Source organism: Mesorhizobium sp. 1B3 (assembly GCF_050958605.1).
GTDB lineage: Bacteria > Pseudomonadota > Alphaproteobacteria > Rhizobiales > Rhizobiaceae.
In genome coordinates this window covers 209,661-225,902 of record NZ_JBJHDO010000008.1, presented here as the reverse complement: position 1 = coordinate 225,902, position 16,242 = coordinate 209,661, and the positions used below count along the sequence as shown (strand labels likewise).

Here is a 16,242-nt window from a genome sequence, read left to right as displayed (position 1 = left end):
CAGGGAGGGAATTATGAAAGGTGCTTTCATCATCGCATTGCTGCTTGCCGGAACAGCGCTGACCGGACCGGCGGAAGCCGGCACGCTCGCCACCGTCAAGGAGCGAGGCAAGGTCGCCTGCGGCGTCAGCCAGGGAGTCGCTGGTTTCTCCGCGCCCGACAACAGCGGCAACTGGGCAGGTTTCGATGTCGATTTCTGCCGTGCCGTGGCAGCCGCCACGCTCGGTGACCCCGACAAGGTGAGCTTTGTGCCCCTTTCGACGAAGGAGCGTTTCACCGCGCTGCAGTCGGGGGCCGTCGATCTCCTGTCACGGCAGACCACCTGGACCCTGTCGCGCGACGCCGGCCAGGGCATGCTCTTCGCGGGCACCGCCTATTATGACGGGCAGGGCTTCATGATACGCCGGGATCTGGGCGTCGATAGCGCGCTCAAGCTTTCCGGCGCGACGGTCTGCGCCGAACAGGGCACGACCACCGAGCAGAACGTCGCCGACTATTTCAGCGCAAACAAAATGGAATACGAACCCGTCGTCATCGACTCCGCCGAGGGGATCATCAAGGCGTTCGAGACCGGCCGCTGCGACGTCTACACGACCGATGCCTCGGCACTTTACGCCCAGCGCCTCAAGCTTGCCGATCCCGACGCCTTCACCGTGCTGCCGGAGATCATCTCCAAGGAGCCGCTCGGGCCGGCCGTGCGTCAGGGCGACGACAACTGGTTCGCCATCGTGCGCTGGACCCTGTTCGCGCTAGTCGAGGCCGAGGAACTTGGCCTGACGCAAGCAACGATCGAAGCCGGCTTACAGTCGGCCAATCCCGCGGTCAGGCGCTTTCTGGGTGCCGAGGGCGACAACGGCCAGCAACTCGGCCTGGACCCGCGCTGGGCCTACAATGTCGTCTCGGCCGTCGGGAATTACGGCGAAATGTTCGAACGCAATCTGGGGCAGGAGAGCGATCTGAAGATCGACCGCGGCCTCAACAGGCTGTGGAACGCCGGCGGACTGATGTACGCCGCTCCGGCGCGTTGAAAAAGGCGGCCGAACTTCATTACCACACCACCGGATGGGTCGCGCCCGTCTGCACGTTGACGAAACCCTGCGGCGCCTTGGGACTGGGAGCGACGAGCACCCAGCGCCAGGGCGCGCAGGTCAGCGTCGCAAAGGCGAGGCGCTCGGGGAAACCAGGGCCCCAGCGCGGATGGAAGCTCGGCTCATAGAGCCAGTCGATCTTCGAACCCTCGGCGTAGAGTTCCTCCATCTCCGCGTGGAGATCCTCGGCGGAGCGGCAGGACATCAGCCCACCGACCTCGTAACGCACCGTAGCGACGACCTTCCCCTCGCGGACCAGCGCCCAGCCGCCCTTGTTGCGGGCAAGCGCGTTGACGGCCAGCGCCATCGCCTCGTCGGACGAGCCGACGACCCAGACATTGTGCTTGTCGTGCGCGACGGAGCAGGCAAGCGCCGTGTCGGGCGTGCGCGGTCCGCAACCGAGCCAGAACATGCGCGACACGCCGGCCGCGCCGGAGAAGCGGTCGACGATCGCGAATTTCGTGACGTTAGCGTCGGGATCGCGTTGGACCTGCCCGTCGCGCACGGGAAGCTCGCGCGTGATAAAATCGTCGGCCCAATGGAAGGGCCTCAGGAGCGCTGCATTCATAGTGCCGCGACCCGGTTCCGCCGGTATCACCAAATCCGCCGCCACGAGATCCCGGCCGATATGGATCGTATCGGTCGCCCAGTCCGGCCAATCGATCTCCGGCACTTGTGCAACATAGGCCGTTCCCTCCGAGACCTGACAGCCGTCGGCCCAGACCTTGGCGATCGAGAAGCTGTTCAGGTCGGAAAGCAGCACGATATCGGCGTAGCGGCCCGGCGCGATGCTGCCGACCCAGGGAGTGAGCCGCATGTGCCGCGCCGGGTTGATGGTGACGGCCTGGATCGCGATTTCCGGCGCCAGACCGGCTTCGATGGCAAGGCGGACATTATAGTCGGTCGCACCGAGCCGTAGCGTGTCGGAAGCGCTGCGGTCGTCGGTCGCGAAGGCCACCTGCGACCAGTCGGAAAGGCCCTTCTCCAGAAGGCCGCGGATCACCTCGGGCAGGCTGTGGATGCGCAGCTCCATGAAAAGACCGCGGGAGAGCTTTTCCCAGAACTCCTCGAGCGCCCATGCCTCATGGTCGGAAGCAAGGCCGGCTGCCGCGAAGGCGGAGATGGAATCGATGTCGCGTAGGCCGGCCGCGTGCCCTTCGACCACGCCGCGCTGCTCGAAGGTCGCGCGGATCATGCCCCACAGCCGGTCGTAGGATGGGTTCTCCGGATTCCAGACCGCCGGCCAGTCCATCACCTCGTCGAGCCCGGCGACCATCAGGCTCTGCGACAGGAACGCCTTCTGCTCGTCATGGCCGTACCAGCCGCCGCCATGCTCGTAAGCCGTCGGCGGAACCGCGGAACCCGGCAGCGGGAAGATCTTCATGGGCGATCCCCGCCGGCGCGCCTCCATCCAGAAGGCGAGATTGTTGGCCCCGTCCACATTGGAGAATTCGTGACTGGCCTCGCAGGTCCAGGTATTGCCGCGCGGCACGACCAGCGCAGCCTCCCATTCGGGCGTGAGATGCGAGCTCTCGATATGCTTGTGGACCTCACCAAGGCCCGGGATAGCCAGCAGCTCCGGCTCGTGAAAACGTTCGGCGACGGCTCCGGGATAGACGCCGGCCGGCCCGACCCAGGCGATGCGCCTGCCTTTGACGACGATCTCCTGATCGTCCCGCCAGGTGCGGGTATGGACGTCGAACAGCCTGCCGACCCGCAAGGCGCGATCGGCGGGCCGGCGGCCGAGCGCCACGAGCGCCAGATCCTGGCGGATGCGGACCTCGGCGTCGGCGGTGATTTCGAGATCGTCGGGCGTGGTCATCGATGGGTACTCGCTTTGCCGTCCCCTCGATATCCGGCTCTGTCGTCGGATGGAAGTGGCCGACCGGGACCGGCCGCAAGGATGGTTCGTCGGCATGGCGGAGAAGGGGAGCATGTCACTGCCTTCCGCACCATTGCGCGCGGCGACGGCGCCGTCCGACAGATCGCCGGGCTGAGCGCGCGCGAAGAAGTGCTCGCCCGCCTGGGAGAATGGGTGGCCGGCTGATCGCTGTCTTGCCCGGGGCGGCGATCGCCGCTACAGCGCAAGACATGGTTGCAGAATCGGATCTCGACGAATACCGCGCGGCGATCACCAGATCGTTCCCCGAACTCTCGAACAGCACCTTCACTCCGTTGACGATGGGATGGCATTCCGTGGCCATCGACGTGGACGGTCGCCTGATCTTCAAGTTTCCGCGCAACGATATCGCCCGGGAGGCTCTCGAGCGGGAGGCCGCGATCCTCGCCGCGGTGCGGCCGGCGGTCACCATGCCGGTCCCCGACATCACCCTCCATGCCGGGCCACCGCTCTTTTCGCGGCATCACAAGCTCCGGGGCGAGCACCTCGTCACGGAGCAATATGAGCGCCTTCCGGCGGAAGCAAGGGACAGGCTGGCCGCCCGGATGGCCCGGTTCTATGCCGAATTGCACGCGCTCGACCAAGCGGCCATGACGGCAGCAGGGGCGAAACCGATCCTGCCATGGCTTTCGCCTGACGAGATCCTCGCCAAGGCCCTTCCGGTACTCGACGATGGGCTTCGCTCCTATGCCGAGCACACAATCTCCGCCTGGCGCGACCTGCCGCCGGATGCCCATGGCACGACCTACGGCTTCTTCGACGGCCATGGCTGGAACATGGCTTTCGACCACGACAGCAACACGCTCGCCGGGATCTACGACTTCGCCGATTCCGGCTTTGGCTCTTTGCATCAGGAATTCATCTACTCGAACCTGATCTCCGCCGATCTGACGGAGCGGATCGTCACCTCCTATGAGAGCCTGACGGCGCGCGCCCTCGACCGCCGCCGCATCGAGATCCTCACCGGCGCGCACCGCCTGTCGGAACTGGCCGAACTCGCCGACGATCCCGGACATCGCCCGGCTATGATCAAACATGTCGCCGACTGGGTCGCAGCGTATCGATAACGTTTTTGCCTGGCCGGAGGCTGTCTTTCTCGGCCCCCACGCATGCCCTCAAACATGAACGTTCCGCGCCTGCCAGTGCGCTCGCGGCTCAGATGTTGTTCGCGCCCATCTCCTTCGCGATGTACTCGGCCTGGCGGATGGCCAGCGTCACGATGGTCAACGTCGGATTCTCCGCTCCGCCGGTGGTAAACTGACTGCCGTCCGACACGAACAAGTTCTTGACGTCGTGCGCCTGGCCGAAACCATTCACCACGCCGTCGGAGGCCTTCTCGCTCATGCGGTTGGCGCCGAGATTGTGGGTCGACGGGTAGGGCGGCGTCGGGAAGGTGCGGGTGGCGCCCACTGCATCGTAGAGCGCCATGCCTTGCTTGTAGGCGTGGTTGCGCATGGCGACGTCGTTTGGATGGTCGGTGAAGGCGACATCCGGCACCGGCAGCCCATGCTTGTCTTTCAGTTCGTTGTGCAGCGCCACGCGGTTCTTCTCTTGCGGCATGTCTTCGCCGACGATCCACAAGCCGGCCATCTGGTCGTAATGGTCGAGCGCGGTGGTGAAGCTGCGGCCCCAGGCGCCCGGATCGAGGAAGGCCGCCATGAAGGGCAGACCGAGCGACAGGGTTTCCATCTCGTAGCCCCCGACGAATCCGCGCGAGGGATCGTGGCGCGCCTCGTCGCTGATGATGCCGGCCATCGTGGTGCCGCGATGCATGTGAACTTTCTTGTCGAAGATCGCATAGACCGACCCGGTCGTGTGACGCATGTAGTTTCTGCCGACTTGACCCGACGAATTGGCAAGGCCATCCGGGAACTTGTTGGAGGCCGAGTTGAGCAGAAGACGCGGGCTCTCGATCGAATTGCAGGCAACGCACACGAGACGCGCCTTCTGGCGCTGCTGCTTGCCGTCCTTGTCGGCATAGACCACCCCGGTCACCTTGCCGCTGTCGTCATGCTCGATCTTCAAGGCGAAGGCGTTCGGTCGCACCTCCAGCTTGCCCGTCGCCTCGCCCTTCGGGATCTCGGTGTAGAGCGTGGACCATTTGGCGCCCCATTTGCAGCCCTGGAAGCAGAAGCCTGTCTGCTGGCAGGCCATGCGGCCGTCGCGCTCGGCCGAATTGATCGCCATGCGGCCGGTGTGGCACTCCTTGTAGCCCAGCTTGTCCGCGCCGGCTTTGAACACCTTGAAATTATTGCTGCCGGGCAGGCCCTCGATCCCGTTGGTGCGGGTCACGCCCATCTTGTCTTCGGCCTTGGCGTAGTAGGGTTCGAGGTCCCGCAATGTCAGCGGCCAGTCCAGCAGATTGGCGCCCTCGACCTTGCCGTAATGGGTCAGGGCTTTGAATTCGTGCTCCTGGAAGCGCAGCGAGGCGCCGGCCCAATGGGTGGTCGTGCCGCCAACCGCCTTGACGATCCAGGCAGGCAGGTTCGGAAAATCCTTCGATACGCGCCATCCGCCGGACGTCGTGCGATTGTCCAGCCAGGCAAGCTGCGCGAAGGAGTCCCATTCGTCGTTGATGAAATCTTCGTATTCGACGCGCGGACCGGCTTCGAGAATGACGACGTCGATCCCTTTCTGGGCAAGTTCGTTGCCGAGCGTGCCGCCGCCGGCGCCGGACCCGATGATGACAACGACGCCATTGTCGTTGAGATCGTATTGTGCAGCCATGGATTCCCTCCCGATTCAGGATGTGGCGAAGTTACCGGCAGCGCCGGTACAGTCCTCAAAGCCACTCGATGTCGTCGAAGCCTCGGTCGATATAGCCGCCCTTGGAATAGGACTCGCCCTCGTAACCGAAGATCGGCCAAATCTCCTTCTGGTTGTAGAGACCGACCACCAGCCCACCGCGCACCGCCTGGAAGAACGGCGTGTCCTCGACCTGCTGCAGGACTTTTACGCGCTCGGCTTCCCAAGCTAGGCCGAGATAGCCGCCCTCGCCGGCACGCTTGTCGAGTTCGGCGACGCCGACCTCGATCAGGTCCTTGTGGGCGGTATCCTTGGCAGCGTTCTCATCATGGGATTTCACAGCGATCGCATAGTATTTGTCCGGCACCTGGTCGTGCGGGTAGATGTCGCGCGCGACCTGGATCAGCGTCGCCATCGTCTCGGGTTTCAAGCCCTTGGTCTCGACGCCCCAGGCTTCGCTGGTGCTCAGAACCGCAGAGCCGCTGACGACCAGCAACGCACCCGCCGCCGACCCGCGCCGCAGAAGCTCGCGGCGCGAGATGCCCGGCATTCGGTTGTAGACAGTGACCATCTTTTCCTCCCTGGCTTGCCATCACGCCGTTGCGGATGGCTGGCTGATCCGCCGGCGCCTCCTCACGCCAGCTCCCGATAGAGCGCCATTGTGTCCTATCGGACACGACGCGGCGCTCTATCTCTTTGTTTTAGCCGCATTTGTGCGACGCCAGATGATTCCACCTGGCTGCAAAATGCTCTACTGGTAGCGCCCGTGCCTCTGCAGCACCTCGATCTTGTAGCCGTCCGGATCCTCGACGAAGAAGAAGCGGGCAAGCAGCGCCCCATCGCGGTTGAACTCGACGATCTTGCGCGGATTGAAGCCGGCCTCTTCGAAGCGAGCATGCTCGGCGTCGAGATCACCGACGCAAAAGGCTATGTGGCCGTAGCCATCGCCCAGCGCGTAGGGTTCGGTCCGATCCTTGTTGATGGTCAACTCGACCTCGAAATCCGCTTCCGCATTGCGCAGATAGACAAGGGTGAAAGTCTCGAAATCGAGCCGGTCGGCGACATCGAGCCCGAAGGCCTGCCTGTAGAAATCGACTGAACGATCTTCGTCGAAGACACGGATCATTGAATGGATGGCCTTTGCCAATCGCTCCTCCGCCTTGGTCTGTGCCGGATGAAAAGATGATACGATTATGCGCCACCCGTCGTGCCAGTGGTGGCAGCCCGCTACCACGTTTGCGAGGTGCGAATTTTCGGCCCAAAGTCCGATTGCGCGGCCTGCTGTTTAGGCCGAATGTCGCAACTAAAGGCAGCCACACTGCAGCCAAATGACAAGAACAAGGGAGGAGACGATGTGCAGGGTGTTCGCGGGGCAGGATCCCGAGGGCTATCGCCAGATCAATCGCTCGATCCGCATTGGTGGCCATTCGACCAGCATCCAGCTCGAAGCGACGTTTTGGGCGCTGCTCGACGAGATCGCGGCCGGCCAAGGGCTGACGACGCCGAAGTTCATCTCGACGCTCTATGAAGAGGCGCTCGAGATCAACGGGGCCATTCCGAACTTCGCTTCGATGCTGCGCACCACTTGCGCGCTCTATCTGCGTGGAGCGCGGCCGGCGGCCGCCGACATCGCGGCATGCCAGCGTCGTGCCGCGTAGTCATCCATGCTGCTGTCGCTCCACCAACGCCCGTTGCCGTTGTTTTCCCCGAGGTGATCCTGCGTCAGTTATAGACGCCACCCGGATGCAGTTGGCCAAGTCGAGGGCGATCCTCCTGAGTTGAGCCTTGGGCAACGTATGCCCGCCGAACACAACCCCCTCAAGGCGCCGAAGGGGTGCCCGGTGGGTGTCGCCCGGCTCATCAGCCAGTCCGGATTTGATCACGGTGGAGTATTGTTTCCAGATGCCTGGCGCGTCGCCGCGCGCCGCAGCATTCATCATGCGCTGCCGCGCAATCCGCAGTCGCATCCAGCGGATCGCTTGCAACGCCGCGGTTCGGAAGTCGGGAGAGAAAAGGGTTGCCGTTGCCGCAAATGTCGCCAGGAACAAGAGCCCCGCCAAAATTGTATCGGTGATCGACAATCGATCGGTTCCGACTGTCTGAGCCGGCTGGAGGTCCAGCGCCGCTTCCATTTCCTCCAGCGAAGGTCCGGGGTCGCGAAACGCCACGCTGCGGGCCGGCAGGACGATGGCTTGCGGTTGGCCTTTGTCGATGTCGAACCAATGCAAAGTGAGTTCAGGCATGGTGACGGGATCGCCGGTCGTGGGGCGAATAAGCCACGAATAGCTGACGGACGAGATTGGCTGTGGCCGGTCGCTCTCGACGTAATCCATCGGACGGCCTTTCACGTTTGGCCGCTGCCTTTGCTTGTCCTCGAGAGGCAAACCAATGGCCATGCTGCGTCGCGGCGAGGCCGCCGACACGATCAAGCCTTGCGTCGTCAGTCCGGGCGCGGGAGGCAGGCTCGTCGGCAGTTGCGCTGCCGCTGTGACGGTGATCGTCCGGCGCACCGGCTCGCCCGGCGGAAGATCAGCCGGATCCGCGCTCCACTCGTCCCGAACGGTGACCGCCCGCGCCGGCAGCCACCAGACCCCGTCAGCGACCGGCGCTGGGTCTATCTCGAGTTCGACCGGCTCCGTCTTCAGCGCGATTTTGACGCGCTTTCCCGCACGGTCGATATAGGTCAGCTCCTGCTCGAAGGCCGGCAAGGTCAATACGCCACTTCTTTTCGGGAAGAGAGCGATCGTTTCCTCGACTGCGGGCGTGCGGAAGCCGTCGTCGGTAGCCGTGTAGACCTTGCCGTGGCCGAGCTTCAGAAGCTCGAAGTCGGGCGTCTCGTATGGCTTGATCCTGACCAGGGCGACGGGACGGACATAGCGAACATGCAGTCGCGCGACGATCATTTCCTTGACGAAACGCGGCCCCTGCTTCGGTTCGATCTCGATCCAGAACGACGCCGGGGGCCGGGTATCCTGGGCAAAAGCCTGCGAAACGAACAGACAAGCTAGGAAAAAGACGAACAGAGGGAGCTTCACCATTGGCCGCCTCCCGCCTGGAGCGCCGTGCCGGCCGCAAGCCGTTTGCCGCGCTCGGCCTGGATGCGCAGGCGAACGAAGTGCAAGGGCTCGTCAGGAATAGAAGCAAACCACTGACTGGTTGCTTGGGCGAGTTCCTGCTCGCCCGATTGCACATTGCCTGGTTGCGACAGATCGGTTTCGGCCCTGCTCGTTGTTCCGCCCCCCTCGCCGGCGCGCCCCATCGTATCGCTGGCCGATCCAGACGCGGAACCCTGTCCTTGCTCCGCCGTTCTGGTGCTCGCCTCGCCGCGCCGCTCGGCCTTGTTGCGTCCGCCGCGCGCGGCCTCGCCCGACGCTTGTCGGTCGCCCGCCATACCGTCGCCCTGGCTACTGGCATCGTCCCCGCCCTGGTCCGTCTGGCTTCGCGCCGCGCTCGATTCACGACCGCCGGAAGCGTTCGCCGATCCAACTGGTTGGCTCCCAGCGCTCCTTTGCGCAGCGAGCGCGGCAAGGACGAGCTTTCGGTTCGCCAAGGCGTCCTGATCCTCGGGGTTTCGCTTCAAAGCGATGTCATAAGCCTTCAGCGCCGACTGCAGCTTGCCGTCGCGAGCAAGCGCGTTGCCGAGATTGTAAGCGTTGTTGTTGTCGTTGGATTGCTTCCAGTCCCGGATCGCCGTGTCATAAGAGCCGGTTTGATAATGGGCGACGCCGCGCCAGGCGGGATCGTGCAGCAGTCTTGCGGCCAGGGCGGGATGGCCGGCATGGAGCAGCAGGCGGCCCAAACGGTCGTTCGTCGCAAGCACCAGCACGACTACGGCGAGCGCCAATGAAAGGCCTGTGAGCAATATCCTCATGCGCGCCGTCCGAATAATCGAAGCATCGGAAGGGCCGCCAGCAAAAGCATGTAGCGTCCAAGATCCTCCCAGATCAGGGCGCCGTAGCCTGCCCGCTCCAAACGCAACGGCAGGGCCGAGTTCAGCGTGCGGATAAGGCCTTCCAGCTCGGAATTTTCAGCAAAGACGCCACCGCCGGCGAAGGCAAGGCGCCGTGTGACGTCGCCATCAGCTCCAGGCGCGCCGTCAGCCGGGGCGTCGACGAGAACGGCATGGACGCGATGGCCCGCCGCTTGAAGGGCGGTTGCTGCCGCCAAAGTATCGTCATCCACACCGCCACCGTCTGTGAAGAAGACGACGTCACCGGCAATCATGGCACTGTCGGCAAAGATCTTCCCGATTTCATCGAAGGCCCTCGCGGGCCTGCTGCCGCCTTCGACCACAATTCCCGCCAGATTTCCGGTCAGCACTGGCTGCAGGAAGGAGCGGTCGGAGCTCAGAACCGTCGCCGCATAGGCATCGCCCGCATAAAGGACGATCGAGATCTGACGCGACGGATCGATCTCTTCCGCCACCTGAAGCGCGGCCGCCGCGGCCTGGCCGATGGCCCGCCCTTGCGTCATCGAGCGCGATACGTCGAGGGCGAAGATCACGCCTTCCAGGTTCCTGAAACTGTCGGCCGCGGGCTTGCGCACGGCAGGACCGGAAAGCGCCGCGCAGACGATGCAGGCCGCCAAAAGCCAAGGCGACAACAGCGCAACGCCCTTCGATGCCGGCTCGCGGAAATAGCCGTGCCGCTGCAGCCAGGCGAGCAGATGCGGATCGATGGCTTTCGCCCAATCGCCGATACCGCCCCGGTCTCGCCACAAGAAGATCAGCGCCGCCGCCAGCACGGCGGCAGCGAGCCAGTAGGGCCGAAGAATCGCTGTTTCGCCGAACGCGATCACAGCCGGCGTCCCAAGCCATGGCCGAGGACGCTCATCAAAACGGCGAGCGTAGCTGGAAAATGCCACAGATCCCGCGGCACGGTCACGGCAGCGTTGCCGACCTCGTTGGGCTCGAGCTTGTTCAGCGAGCCGACGACCGCACGCAGGTCCTCGACCGATCGCACACGAAAGGCTTCGCCGCCTCCGGCGCTAGCGATTTCCCGCAGGAGCGCGCTTGCCGTTTTTGGCCCGCCCTGCCCGGAACTCGACCGTTCGTCCAGATCGGTGCCGAGCGAGATCGTATGCACCTTGACCCCCATCCGGCTCGCCATCCCCGCTGCAGATTCCGCCGTGACGGACCCTGCCGTGTTGGTGCCGTCGGAAAGTAGGATCACCAGCCGGCTCTTGGCTTGCGATCGGTTGAGCAGCTTGATCGACAATCCCAGCCCTTCGCCGATCGCCGTCGAGCGGCCGACCATGCCGATATCGACATCGCGCAGGGCCGTGGCGACAGCATCGAGATCGAAGGTCGGCATCGCCACGATGAACGGCGAGTCCGCGAAGACCACTAGTCCGATGCGGTCGCCGCGCCGCTGCTGGAGCAATTCTGCCCCCACCTGCTTGACCGCATCCAGGCGTCTTGCCTCCTTGTTGTCGAGAAAGAAGTCCTTGCGCTCCATGCTGCCGGAGAAATCGATCGCAAGGACGATGTCTCGGCCCGAAAGCGGCAAGCCGCTGGCCGGCTGCAGGTTCTGGGGACCGGCAAGCGCCGCGACAAGTAGCAGCCAGGCCGCCCAGCCGACCAGGCTTACCGCCAGCGCCCGCCTGCCCCGTGCCGTCTCGTGCTCACCGGCCAGCGTGGACATGACCAGTGAATCCGGCACGACCAGCCGCGCTTCCGTCTGCGCCGGCATACGCAGCAACCAGCGGGCCAGCAACGGTATGGGCAGCAGCGCGAAAGCCCAGGGCGTGGCCCAAAGGATCGGCTGGCCGATCATCGCCACCGCTCCCGCACCAGCCTCTGAAGCATGACCCCGATGCGTTTCGGGTCGACCTCGATCCGCGGCGTGTAAAGACCGCCGCCGAAGACCGCCCCTTCGCCCTTGCTGAAGAAGTCCGTGTCGAGCACGCAATCGAGGCATGCCAGCCAGTGCTCGCCCTGGGCGCTCGCGATCTCGGCGTTCTCCCGGCGCGCCACGTAGCTGCGCAGGGCGGCTGCCAGCTCGGCCAGGCTTTCGGCTGCGTCGGCTGGCTTGGGGGCGCGGAGCGCGGCCAGCAACTCCGCCTCCGGCCCGCGCGCGCTGACGCGCCGGCGTTTCAGCGCCAGGAACAAGCTCAGCACGATGGCGGAGGCAAGCCCGAGCAAGGCGGCAACCAGCAGCTGTTCGCCGACGGCGAGGTCCAGCACCGGCATTCGGATTGGCCGCAAGGCGGCGAGGGGATCACCAGCGTCCGTCATGAAACCGCCTGACCGGATCGAGTTGATCGCACGGCTCCGTGCTTGCCAGAAAGGTCGCCACGCCGATGCCGAGTCCTCGCAACCATGACGCGTCGTTCCCATTCTTGCTTTCGACGGACGATTTGTCGGCCCATATGCGAACGCCGGAAAGCCCGCGCATGGTTACGAATGGATAGCGTCCCTTCGGCGCCTGCCGGCTAAAGGCGTCATCGATCAAGGCGACATTGATCCGGCCGCGATGCAGCAGTCCGTGCAAGGCATCGTCTAGGAATCGCCCGGGCGCGTCCAGTGAACTTGCCAGCACCAACGTTGCGTTGTGGGGCAGCAGCCCAGCCGCCAGGTTCAGGCAGGCGTCGAGCTGAGCGCACCCCTCCTGTCCCCGCCCGTCGAGGCGTGGGTGGGCTCTGGCCAAGCCGCCAATCACCGCCATCATGCCTCGGTTGCCCGACGCCGGCTTGACATAGACCGGCTCGCCATCGCCGAAAGCGAAGAGGCCGACGCGGGCGCCTCCTTCGACGGAAAGCCATCCGTAGAGCGACAGGATCTCGGCGGCGGCAACCGACATCAAGGCACGCCGGGTGCCGAACAGCATCGGTCTTCTGAAGTCCGCTGCAAGGACGATCGTCTGCTCCCGCTCCTCGCGAAAGGTCTTCGCATGCGGCATGCCGGTCCGCGCCGTCGAGTTGCGGTCGATATGGCGAAGGTCGTCGCCGAAATGCCACGGCCGGACGTCATCGATCTCGCTGCCCCGGCCTTGCCGCCGCGTCGTGATCGGGCCGGGCATCGCGCCGACCCTGAGATGGGATGCATGCGCCCGCGCCGTGCACAAATGGCGCAGTCTGAGCAGCGCGGAGATATCGATCGACAGGCCGCTGGGAGATTGCAGTTGCATGGCGGGCCTCACAAAGGGGCGATGCGATCGAGAATGAGATTCACGACGCTGCGGTTGGTGAAGCCTTCGGTCACGGCTTGCCACGTCAGGCCCAGCCTATGGGCGAGAATGTCGGACGCCAGGTCCTGGACATCGTCCGGCGTCGCATAGTCGCGTCCGTGCAGCAGGGCCCGCGTTCGCGCCGCCGCTGCCAAAGAGAGCGTGCCACGCGGCGAGACCGGGTACTCGATCTTCGAACCCACATCCTCGCCGCCCGATCGGTCGCGCGTGGCCATGACCAGCCGCACGATGTAATCCTTCAGCGCTGGGGCGAGATGGATATTGGCGGCCGCCGCCCGCGTTTCCACGATCGCATTCTTTTCGATCCTGAAATCGGTTTCCGCGATCTGTTGGCCGAACTGCTCGTTCTCGACGAGGTCGAGGATCTGGCGTTCCGCCTCCTTGCCGGGCGCAGCCAGGAGAACGTGAAACAGAAAGCGGTCGAGCTGCGCCTCGGGTAGCGGGAAGGTGCCTTCCTGTTCGATCGGGTTTTGCGTCGCGACGACCATGAACGGGTCGGGCAGCGGATGCGTCTGCCCGCCCGCCGTGACCTGATGCTCCGCCATCGCCTCCAGGAGCGCGGATTGCACCTTGGGTGGGGCGCGGTTGATCTCGTCCACCAGGACGAGCGAATGGAAAAGCGGCCCGGCGACGAATTCGAACTCGCCCTGGTCCGGCCGCCATACCGGCGTGCCGGTCAGGTCCGCCGGCATAAGGTCCGGCGTGCACTGTATGCGCCCGAAGCTGACGTCCATGCCTCCGGCCAGCTTCTTGACGGCGCGCGTTTTGGCAAGGCCTGGCGCGCCCTCGATCAAAACATGGCCGCCGACGATGAGCGCGATCAACAGGCGCTCGATCAGCTTCTCGTTTCCAACCACGGATGATCGCAGGTGGCGCTCAAGATTACGCCAGACGTCGCCGTCACTTGAATTGGAAACAGCCGCACCCGCCTTCATGGACGCCTCCACGCTCATGAACCGGTGCCTTGAGATCGAACCTACGGTGTCTGTGCTCGGCGAGTCAACGTTCGATCCGGTCAGCGCACGCGATCCATGATCAAAGGCCTTCCCGAGATTCGGAGCACCGCCCCTTGCGAAAGGGATATATAGGCTATAAATTAATAGCTTCCTATTCATGTGTGAGCTAATGATGCGGCCGAAGACAGAACGATTCGGGATCCTCGAGGAAGTTGCGAAGGTCAGCCGCAAGATCCGCACCCTGTTCGATGCGCGGGTGCGCGCGAAAGGACTGACGCTGGCTCGTGCCCGAACCCTGCTGCGCATCGCGCGCTGCGAGGCGTCCAACCAGAAGGCGCTCGCCGAGGAGCTCGAAATCGAGACCGCGACCCTGGTCCGTATCATCGATGGTCTGGAGGCTCAGGGATTGATCCAGCGCAAGGAAGTGCAAGGCGATCGACGGGCCAAGCAGGTGGTGCTGACAAAGGAGGGTCTTCGGCTCTCCGAACTGGTGGACGAACTTGCCCAGCAGATCGAAGGCGAGGTCCTTGCGGGCATCGACAAGCCCGACCTTCGAGCGGCTCTCGGAACCCTCCGCAGAATGGTATCGAATACCGATGCTTTGGCTTCGCGGTTTGGCGGGTAATGTTGGGATCCGCAGTGAGAAGCCCCGCCATGGGCGATGCTCCCGAAAGAGGGACGAAAGGGCGCGACCGCAGGCCGCTCCTTTATCGGGCGAGCCGCCTGTTCGAAGGGCCGCCCGAGCCGCCGCCGTCGCTGCCTGCACCTGCGCCATACGTTTCGCGGCATCCGTTGGTCGCAGCCGGATACGCCGCGACATCGGTGTTGATCGCCGTCACCTACGGCCTGGGTCTCAACTTCGTGAACGCCAATCTCTATCAGGTCTCGGGCGAGTTCTCGGCATCGATCAACGAGGCATTGTGGCTGACGGCGGCTTACATGGCGCCCAATGCGAGCCTTTCCCTGTTGCTCGTCAAGATCAGGGCGCAATTCGGATTGAGGCGTTTCGCGGAACTGGCAATCATCCTCTTCATCGCAGTCAACGCGCTGCATCTGGTTGCCAGTGGACTAGAAACCGCCATCGTGGCGCGCTTTTTCGCCGGCATAGTGGCGGCGCCGATGTCGACGTTGAGTTTCCTCTATCTGTTGGAGTGTTTCCCACCCGACAAGAAGATGACGATCGGCATGCCACTCGCGATGGTCAACACGGCGCTCGGAATGCCGATCGCGCGCCTCATCTCGCCGACGCTGTTCGATCTCGGCGGTTGGCAACCGGTCTATCTCCTGGAGGTCGGCTTGGCGCTGATCAGCTTTGCGCTGATCTACAAGCTGCCGCTCAACTCGCCGCCGAAGGTCAAGGTGCTCGGCGTCATGGATGTGGTGAGCTATCTGTTTCTTGCCGTCGGCTTCGGCACCCTGTCCGTCGTGCTCGTAATGGGGCGCTATTATTGGTGGACCGAAGCGCCGTGGCTGGGATGGCTGGGACTGGCTTCGATCGGCAGCCTCGCCACGGTCGTCGCGATAGAGATCAATCGCAAATATCCCTTACTGGACATAAAATGGCTGCTGTCACCCGGGGTATTGCATTTCGCCGGCGTGCTGATGCTCTTCCGGATACTGATGTCGGAACAATCGAGCGGCATCAGCGGCTTCTTCCAGCAGCTCGGCCTGGTCAACGACCAACAGAGGGGTCTCTATGCCGTGATCCTCGGCGCCACGGTCGTTGGGGGTCTCATCTGCGCGGCCGTGCTGAAGCCTGGCCGGGAACCCGCGATTCATGCCGTATCACTCACGCTGCTAGCTGTCGGCGCATATATGGATTCGCGAGTGACCGTACTAACACGTCCCGAGCAGATGTATGCCAGTCAGGCAATGATATCGGTTGCAAGCTCGCTCTTCCTCGCGCCCGCCATGGCGATGGGCTTCGTCAACGCCCTCAAGAAGGGCATGAACTACATCCTGAGTTTCCTGGTCGTATTCCTGTTCACGCAGAGCATCGGAGGGCAGATCGGATCGGCGCTGTTCGGAACCTTCGTCGTCATCCGGGAAAAATTTCATTCAGCAGCCATCGTCGAGCATCTGGTCTCGACCAATCCGCTGGTGGCGCAACGCATCGCGCAACTCGGCGGGGCCTATGGCAAGGTGCTCACCGATCCAATCCTCACAAAGGCAGAGGGTACCGCACTGCTGGCCCAGCAAGCGACACAACAAGCCTACGCGCTTGCCTACGCCGACGCCTTCTTCGTCATCTCCGTGGCGTCGGCTCTGGCCGCAGGCGTCCTCGTCCTGAAAATGGGCTGGCAGCATTTCGGCCGCGTCTATTCCAAAGCGCCTGCCCTCTCACAACAAGCATAGCCGTAGCTTACA

At 63.9% G+C, this 16,242-nt stretch carries 17 protein-coding genes; 6 read left to right on the top strand and 11 right to left on the bottom strand.

Going from position 1 to position 16,242, the window contains the following annotated elements; genetic code table 11:
• The first annotated feature begins 13 nt into the window (after window positions 1–13).
• Window positions 14–1,027 carry an amino acid ABC transporter substrate-binding protein gene (locus tag ACCO56_RS21840; RefSeq protein WP_433642964.1) on the top strand — a complete coding sequence of 338 codons (1,014 nt, stop codon included), beginning with the start codon at window positions 14–16 and terminating at the stop codon, window positions 1,025–1,027.
• 19 nt (window positions 1,028–1,046) lie between these two features.
• Here ACCO56_RS21840 and ACCO56_RS21835 read toward each other — a convergent pair whose 3' ends face one another.
• Window positions 1,047–2,909: an adenine deaminase gene (locus ACCO56_RS21835; protein WP_433642963.1), complete on the bottom strand. Its 1,863-nt coding sequence runs from the start codon at window positions 2,907–2,909 to the stop codon at window positions 1,047–1,049.
• An 81-nt stretch (window positions 2,910–2,990) separates the two neighbouring features.
• On the opposite strand from ACCO56_RS21835, the gene ACCO56_RS21830 reads away from it, so the two are divergent.
• The gene (locus tag ACCO56_RS21830; protein WP_433642962.1) at window positions 2,991–3,134 is read left to right on the top strand and encodes a hypothetical protein; all 144 of its coding nucleotides are present in this window, start codon (window positions 2,991–2,993) and stop codon (window positions 3,132–3,134) included.
• A 44-nt stretch (window positions 3,135–3,178) separates the two neighbouring features.
• A complete protein-coding gene (locus ACCO56_RS21825) occupies window positions 3,179–4,054 on the top strand; it encodes a phosphotransferase family protein (protein WP_433642961.1) in 876 nt (291 codons plus the stop codon).
• Between the two features lie 88 nt (window positions 4,055–4,142).
• Here the strand turns inward: ACCO56_RS21825 and ACCO56_RS21820 are convergent, their stop codons facing one another.
• The 3 genes from ACCO56_RS21820 to ACCO56_RS21810 all read right to left on the bottom strand — a co-directional run bounded on the left by ACCO56_RS21820 (window position 4,143) and on the right by ACCO56_RS21810 (window position 6,879).
• On the bottom strand, window positions 4,143–5,714 hold the full coding sequence (locus tag ACCO56_RS21820; RefSeq protein ID WP_433642960.1) for a GMC family oxidoreductase: 1,572 nt from the start codon (window positions 5,712–5,714) through the stop codon (window positions 4,143–4,145).
• Window positions 5,715–5,769: 55 nt separating this feature from the next.
• Window positions 5,770–6,303, bottom strand: coding sequence for a gluconate 2-dehydrogenase subunit 3 family protein (locus ACCO56_RS21815; protein WP_433642959.1), 534 nt, complete (start codon window positions 6,301–6,303; stop codon window positions 5,770–5,772).
• Between the two features lie 180 nt (window positions 6,304–6,483).
• A complete protein-coding gene (locus ACCO56_RS21810; RefSeq protein ID WP_433642958.1) occupies window positions 6,484–6,879 on the bottom strand; it encodes a VOC family protein in 396 nt (131 codons plus the stop codon).
• Between the two features lie 205 nt (window positions 6,880–7,084).
• On the opposite strand from ACCO56_RS21810, the gene ACCO56_RS21805 reads away from it, so the two are divergent.
• Entirely contained in the window at window positions 7,085–7,390 is a 306-nt protein-coding gene (locus tag ACCO56_RS21805) for a ribbon-helix-helix domain-containing protein (protein ID WP_433642957.1), read from the top strand.
• On the opposite strand, the gene ACCO56_RS21800 is transcribed toward ACCO56_RS21805, so the two are convergent.
• Genes ACCO56_RS21800 through ACCO56_RS21770 form a run of 7 tightly spaced genes read right to left on the bottom strand, consistent with a single transcriptional unit; the run spans window position 7,391 to window position 13,872 of the window.
• A complete protein-coding gene (locus tag ACCO56_RS21800; protein WP_433642956.1) occupies window positions 7,391–8,770 on the bottom strand; it encodes a hypothetical protein in 1,380 nt (459 codons plus the stop codon).
• Window positions 8,764–9,603 carry a tetratricopeptide repeat protein gene (locus ACCO56_RS21795; protein ID WP_433642955.1) on the bottom strand — a complete coding sequence of 280 codons (840 nt, stop codon included), beginning with the start codon at window positions 9,601–9,603 and terminating at the stop codon, window positions 8,764–8,766. The genes ACCO56_RS21800 and ACCO56_RS21795 overlap by 7 nt, the downstream gene beginning before the upstream one ends.
• The gene (locus tag ACCO56_RS21790; protein ID WP_433642954.1) at window positions 9,600–10,529 is read right to left on the bottom strand and encodes a VWA domain-containing protein; all 930 of its coding nucleotides are present in this window, start codon (window positions 10,527–10,529) and stop codon (window positions 9,600–9,602) included. Before ACCO56_RS21790 ends, ACCO56_RS21795 begins: the two co-directional genes overlap by 4 nt.
• The gene (locus ACCO56_RS21785; protein WP_433642953.1) at window positions 10,526–11,506 is read right to left on the bottom strand and encodes a VWA domain-containing protein; all 981 of its coding nucleotides are present in this window, start codon (window positions 11,504–11,506) and stop codon (window positions 10,526–10,528) included. The genes ACCO56_RS21790 and ACCO56_RS21785 overlap by 4 nt, the downstream gene beginning before the upstream one ends.
• Window positions 11,503–11,967, bottom strand: coding sequence for a DUF4381 family protein (locus ACCO56_RS21780; protein WP_433642952.1), 465 nt, complete (start codon window positions 11,965–11,967; stop codon window positions 11,503–11,505). The genes ACCO56_RS21785 and ACCO56_RS21780 overlap by 4 nt, the downstream gene beginning before the upstream one ends.
• Window positions 11,951–12,859, bottom strand: a complete 909-nt coding sequence (locus ACCO56_RS21775) for a DUF58 domain-containing protein (RefSeq protein WP_433642951.1) — start codon at window positions 12,857–12,859, stop codon at window positions 11,951–11,953. Before ACCO56_RS21775 ends, ACCO56_RS21780 begins: the two co-directional genes overlap by 17 nt.
• An 8-nt stretch (window positions 12,860–12,867) precedes the next feature.
• Window positions 12,868–13,872 (bottom strand): AAA family ATPase, encoded by a 1,005-nt coding sequence (locus tag ACCO56_RS21770; protein ID WP_433642950.1) that lies wholly within the window; start codon window positions 13,870–13,872, stop codon window positions 12,868–12,870.
• Between the two features lie 175 nt (window positions 13,873–14,047).
• Between ACCO56_RS21770 and ACCO56_RS21765 the strand changes: the two genes are divergently transcribed.
• Together ACCO56_RS21765 and ACCO56_RS21760 are read left to right on the top strand one after the other, a co-directional pair.
• Complete coding sequence (locus ACCO56_RS21765) at window positions 14,048–14,500, top strand: MarR family winged helix-turn-helix transcriptional regulator (protein WP_433643041.1); 453 nt, start codon at window positions 14,048–14,050, stop codon at window positions 14,498–14,500.
• Window positions 14,501–14,529: 29 nt separating this feature from the next.
• A complete protein-coding gene (locus ACCO56_RS21760; RefSeq protein ID WP_433642949.1) occupies window positions 14,530–16,230 on the top strand; it encodes an MFS transporter in 1,701 nt (566 codons plus the stop codon).
• The last annotated feature ends 12 nt before the right edge of the window (window positions 16,231–16,242 follow it).

Bases quoted from the DNA above. Each gene is read 5' to 3' on its own strand.
- ACCO56_RS21825 (WP_433642961.1), top strand. From the start codon at position 3,179: ATGGTTGCAGAATCGGATCTCGACGAATACCGCGCGGCGATCACCAGA.
- ACCO56_RS21795 (WP_433642955.1), bottom strand. From the start codon at position 9,603: ATGAGGATATTGCTCACAGGCCTTTCATTGGCGCTCGCCGTAGTCGTG.
- ACCO56_RS21765 (WP_433643041.1), top strand. From the start codon at position 14,048: ATGCGGCCGAAGACAGAACGATTCGGGATCCTCGAGGAAGTTGCGAAG.
- ACCO56_RS21835 (WP_433642963.1), bottom strand. From the start codon at position 2,909: ATGACCACGCCCGACGATCTCGAAATCACCGCCGACGCCGAGGTCCGC.
- ACCO56_RS21800 (WP_433642956.1), bottom strand. From the start codon at position 8,770: ATGGTGAAGCTCCCTCTGTTCGTCTTTTTCCTAGCTTGTCTGTTCGTT.
- ACCO56_RS21775 (WP_433642951.1), bottom strand. From the start codon at position 12,859: ATGCAACTGCAATCTCCCAGCGGCCTGTCGATCGATATCTCCGCGCTG.
- ACCO56_RS21770 (WP_433642950.1), bottom strand. From the start codon at position 13,872: ATGAGCGTGGAGGCGTCCATGAAGGCGGGTGCGGCTGTTTCCAATTCA.
- ACCO56_RS21820 (WP_433642960.1), bottom strand. From the start codon at position 5,714: ATGGCTGCACAATACGATCTCAACGACAATGGCGTCGTTGTCATCATC.
- ACCO56_RS21805 (WP_433642957.1), top strand. From the start codon at position 7,085: ATGTGCAGGGTGTTCGCGGGGCAGGATCCCGAGGGCTATCGCCAGATC.
- ACCO56_RS21830 (WP_433642962.1), top strand. From the start codon at position 2,991: ATGGTTCGTCGGCATGGCGGAGAAGGGGAGCATGTCACTGCCTTCCGC.
- ACCO56_RS21840 (WP_433642964.1), top strand. From the start codon at position 14: ATGAAAGGTGCTTTCATCATCGCATTGCTGCTTGCCGGAACAGCGCTG.
- ACCO56_RS21815 (WP_433642959.1), bottom strand. From the start codon at position 6,303: ATGGTCACTGTCTACAACCGAATGCCGGGCATCTCGCGCCGCGAGCTT.
- ACCO56_RS21780 (WP_433642952.1), bottom strand. From the start codon at position 11,967: ATGACGGACGCTGGTGATCCCCTCGCCGCCTTGCGGCCAATCCGAATG.
- ACCO56_RS21785 (WP_433642953.1), bottom strand. From the start codon at position 11,506: ATGATCGGCCAGCCGATCCTTTGGGCCACGCCCTGGGCTTTCGCGCTG.
- ACCO56_RS21760 (WP_433642949.1), top strand. From the start codon at position 14,530: ATGGGCGATGCTCCCGAAAGAGGGACGAAAGGGCGCGACCGCAGGCCG.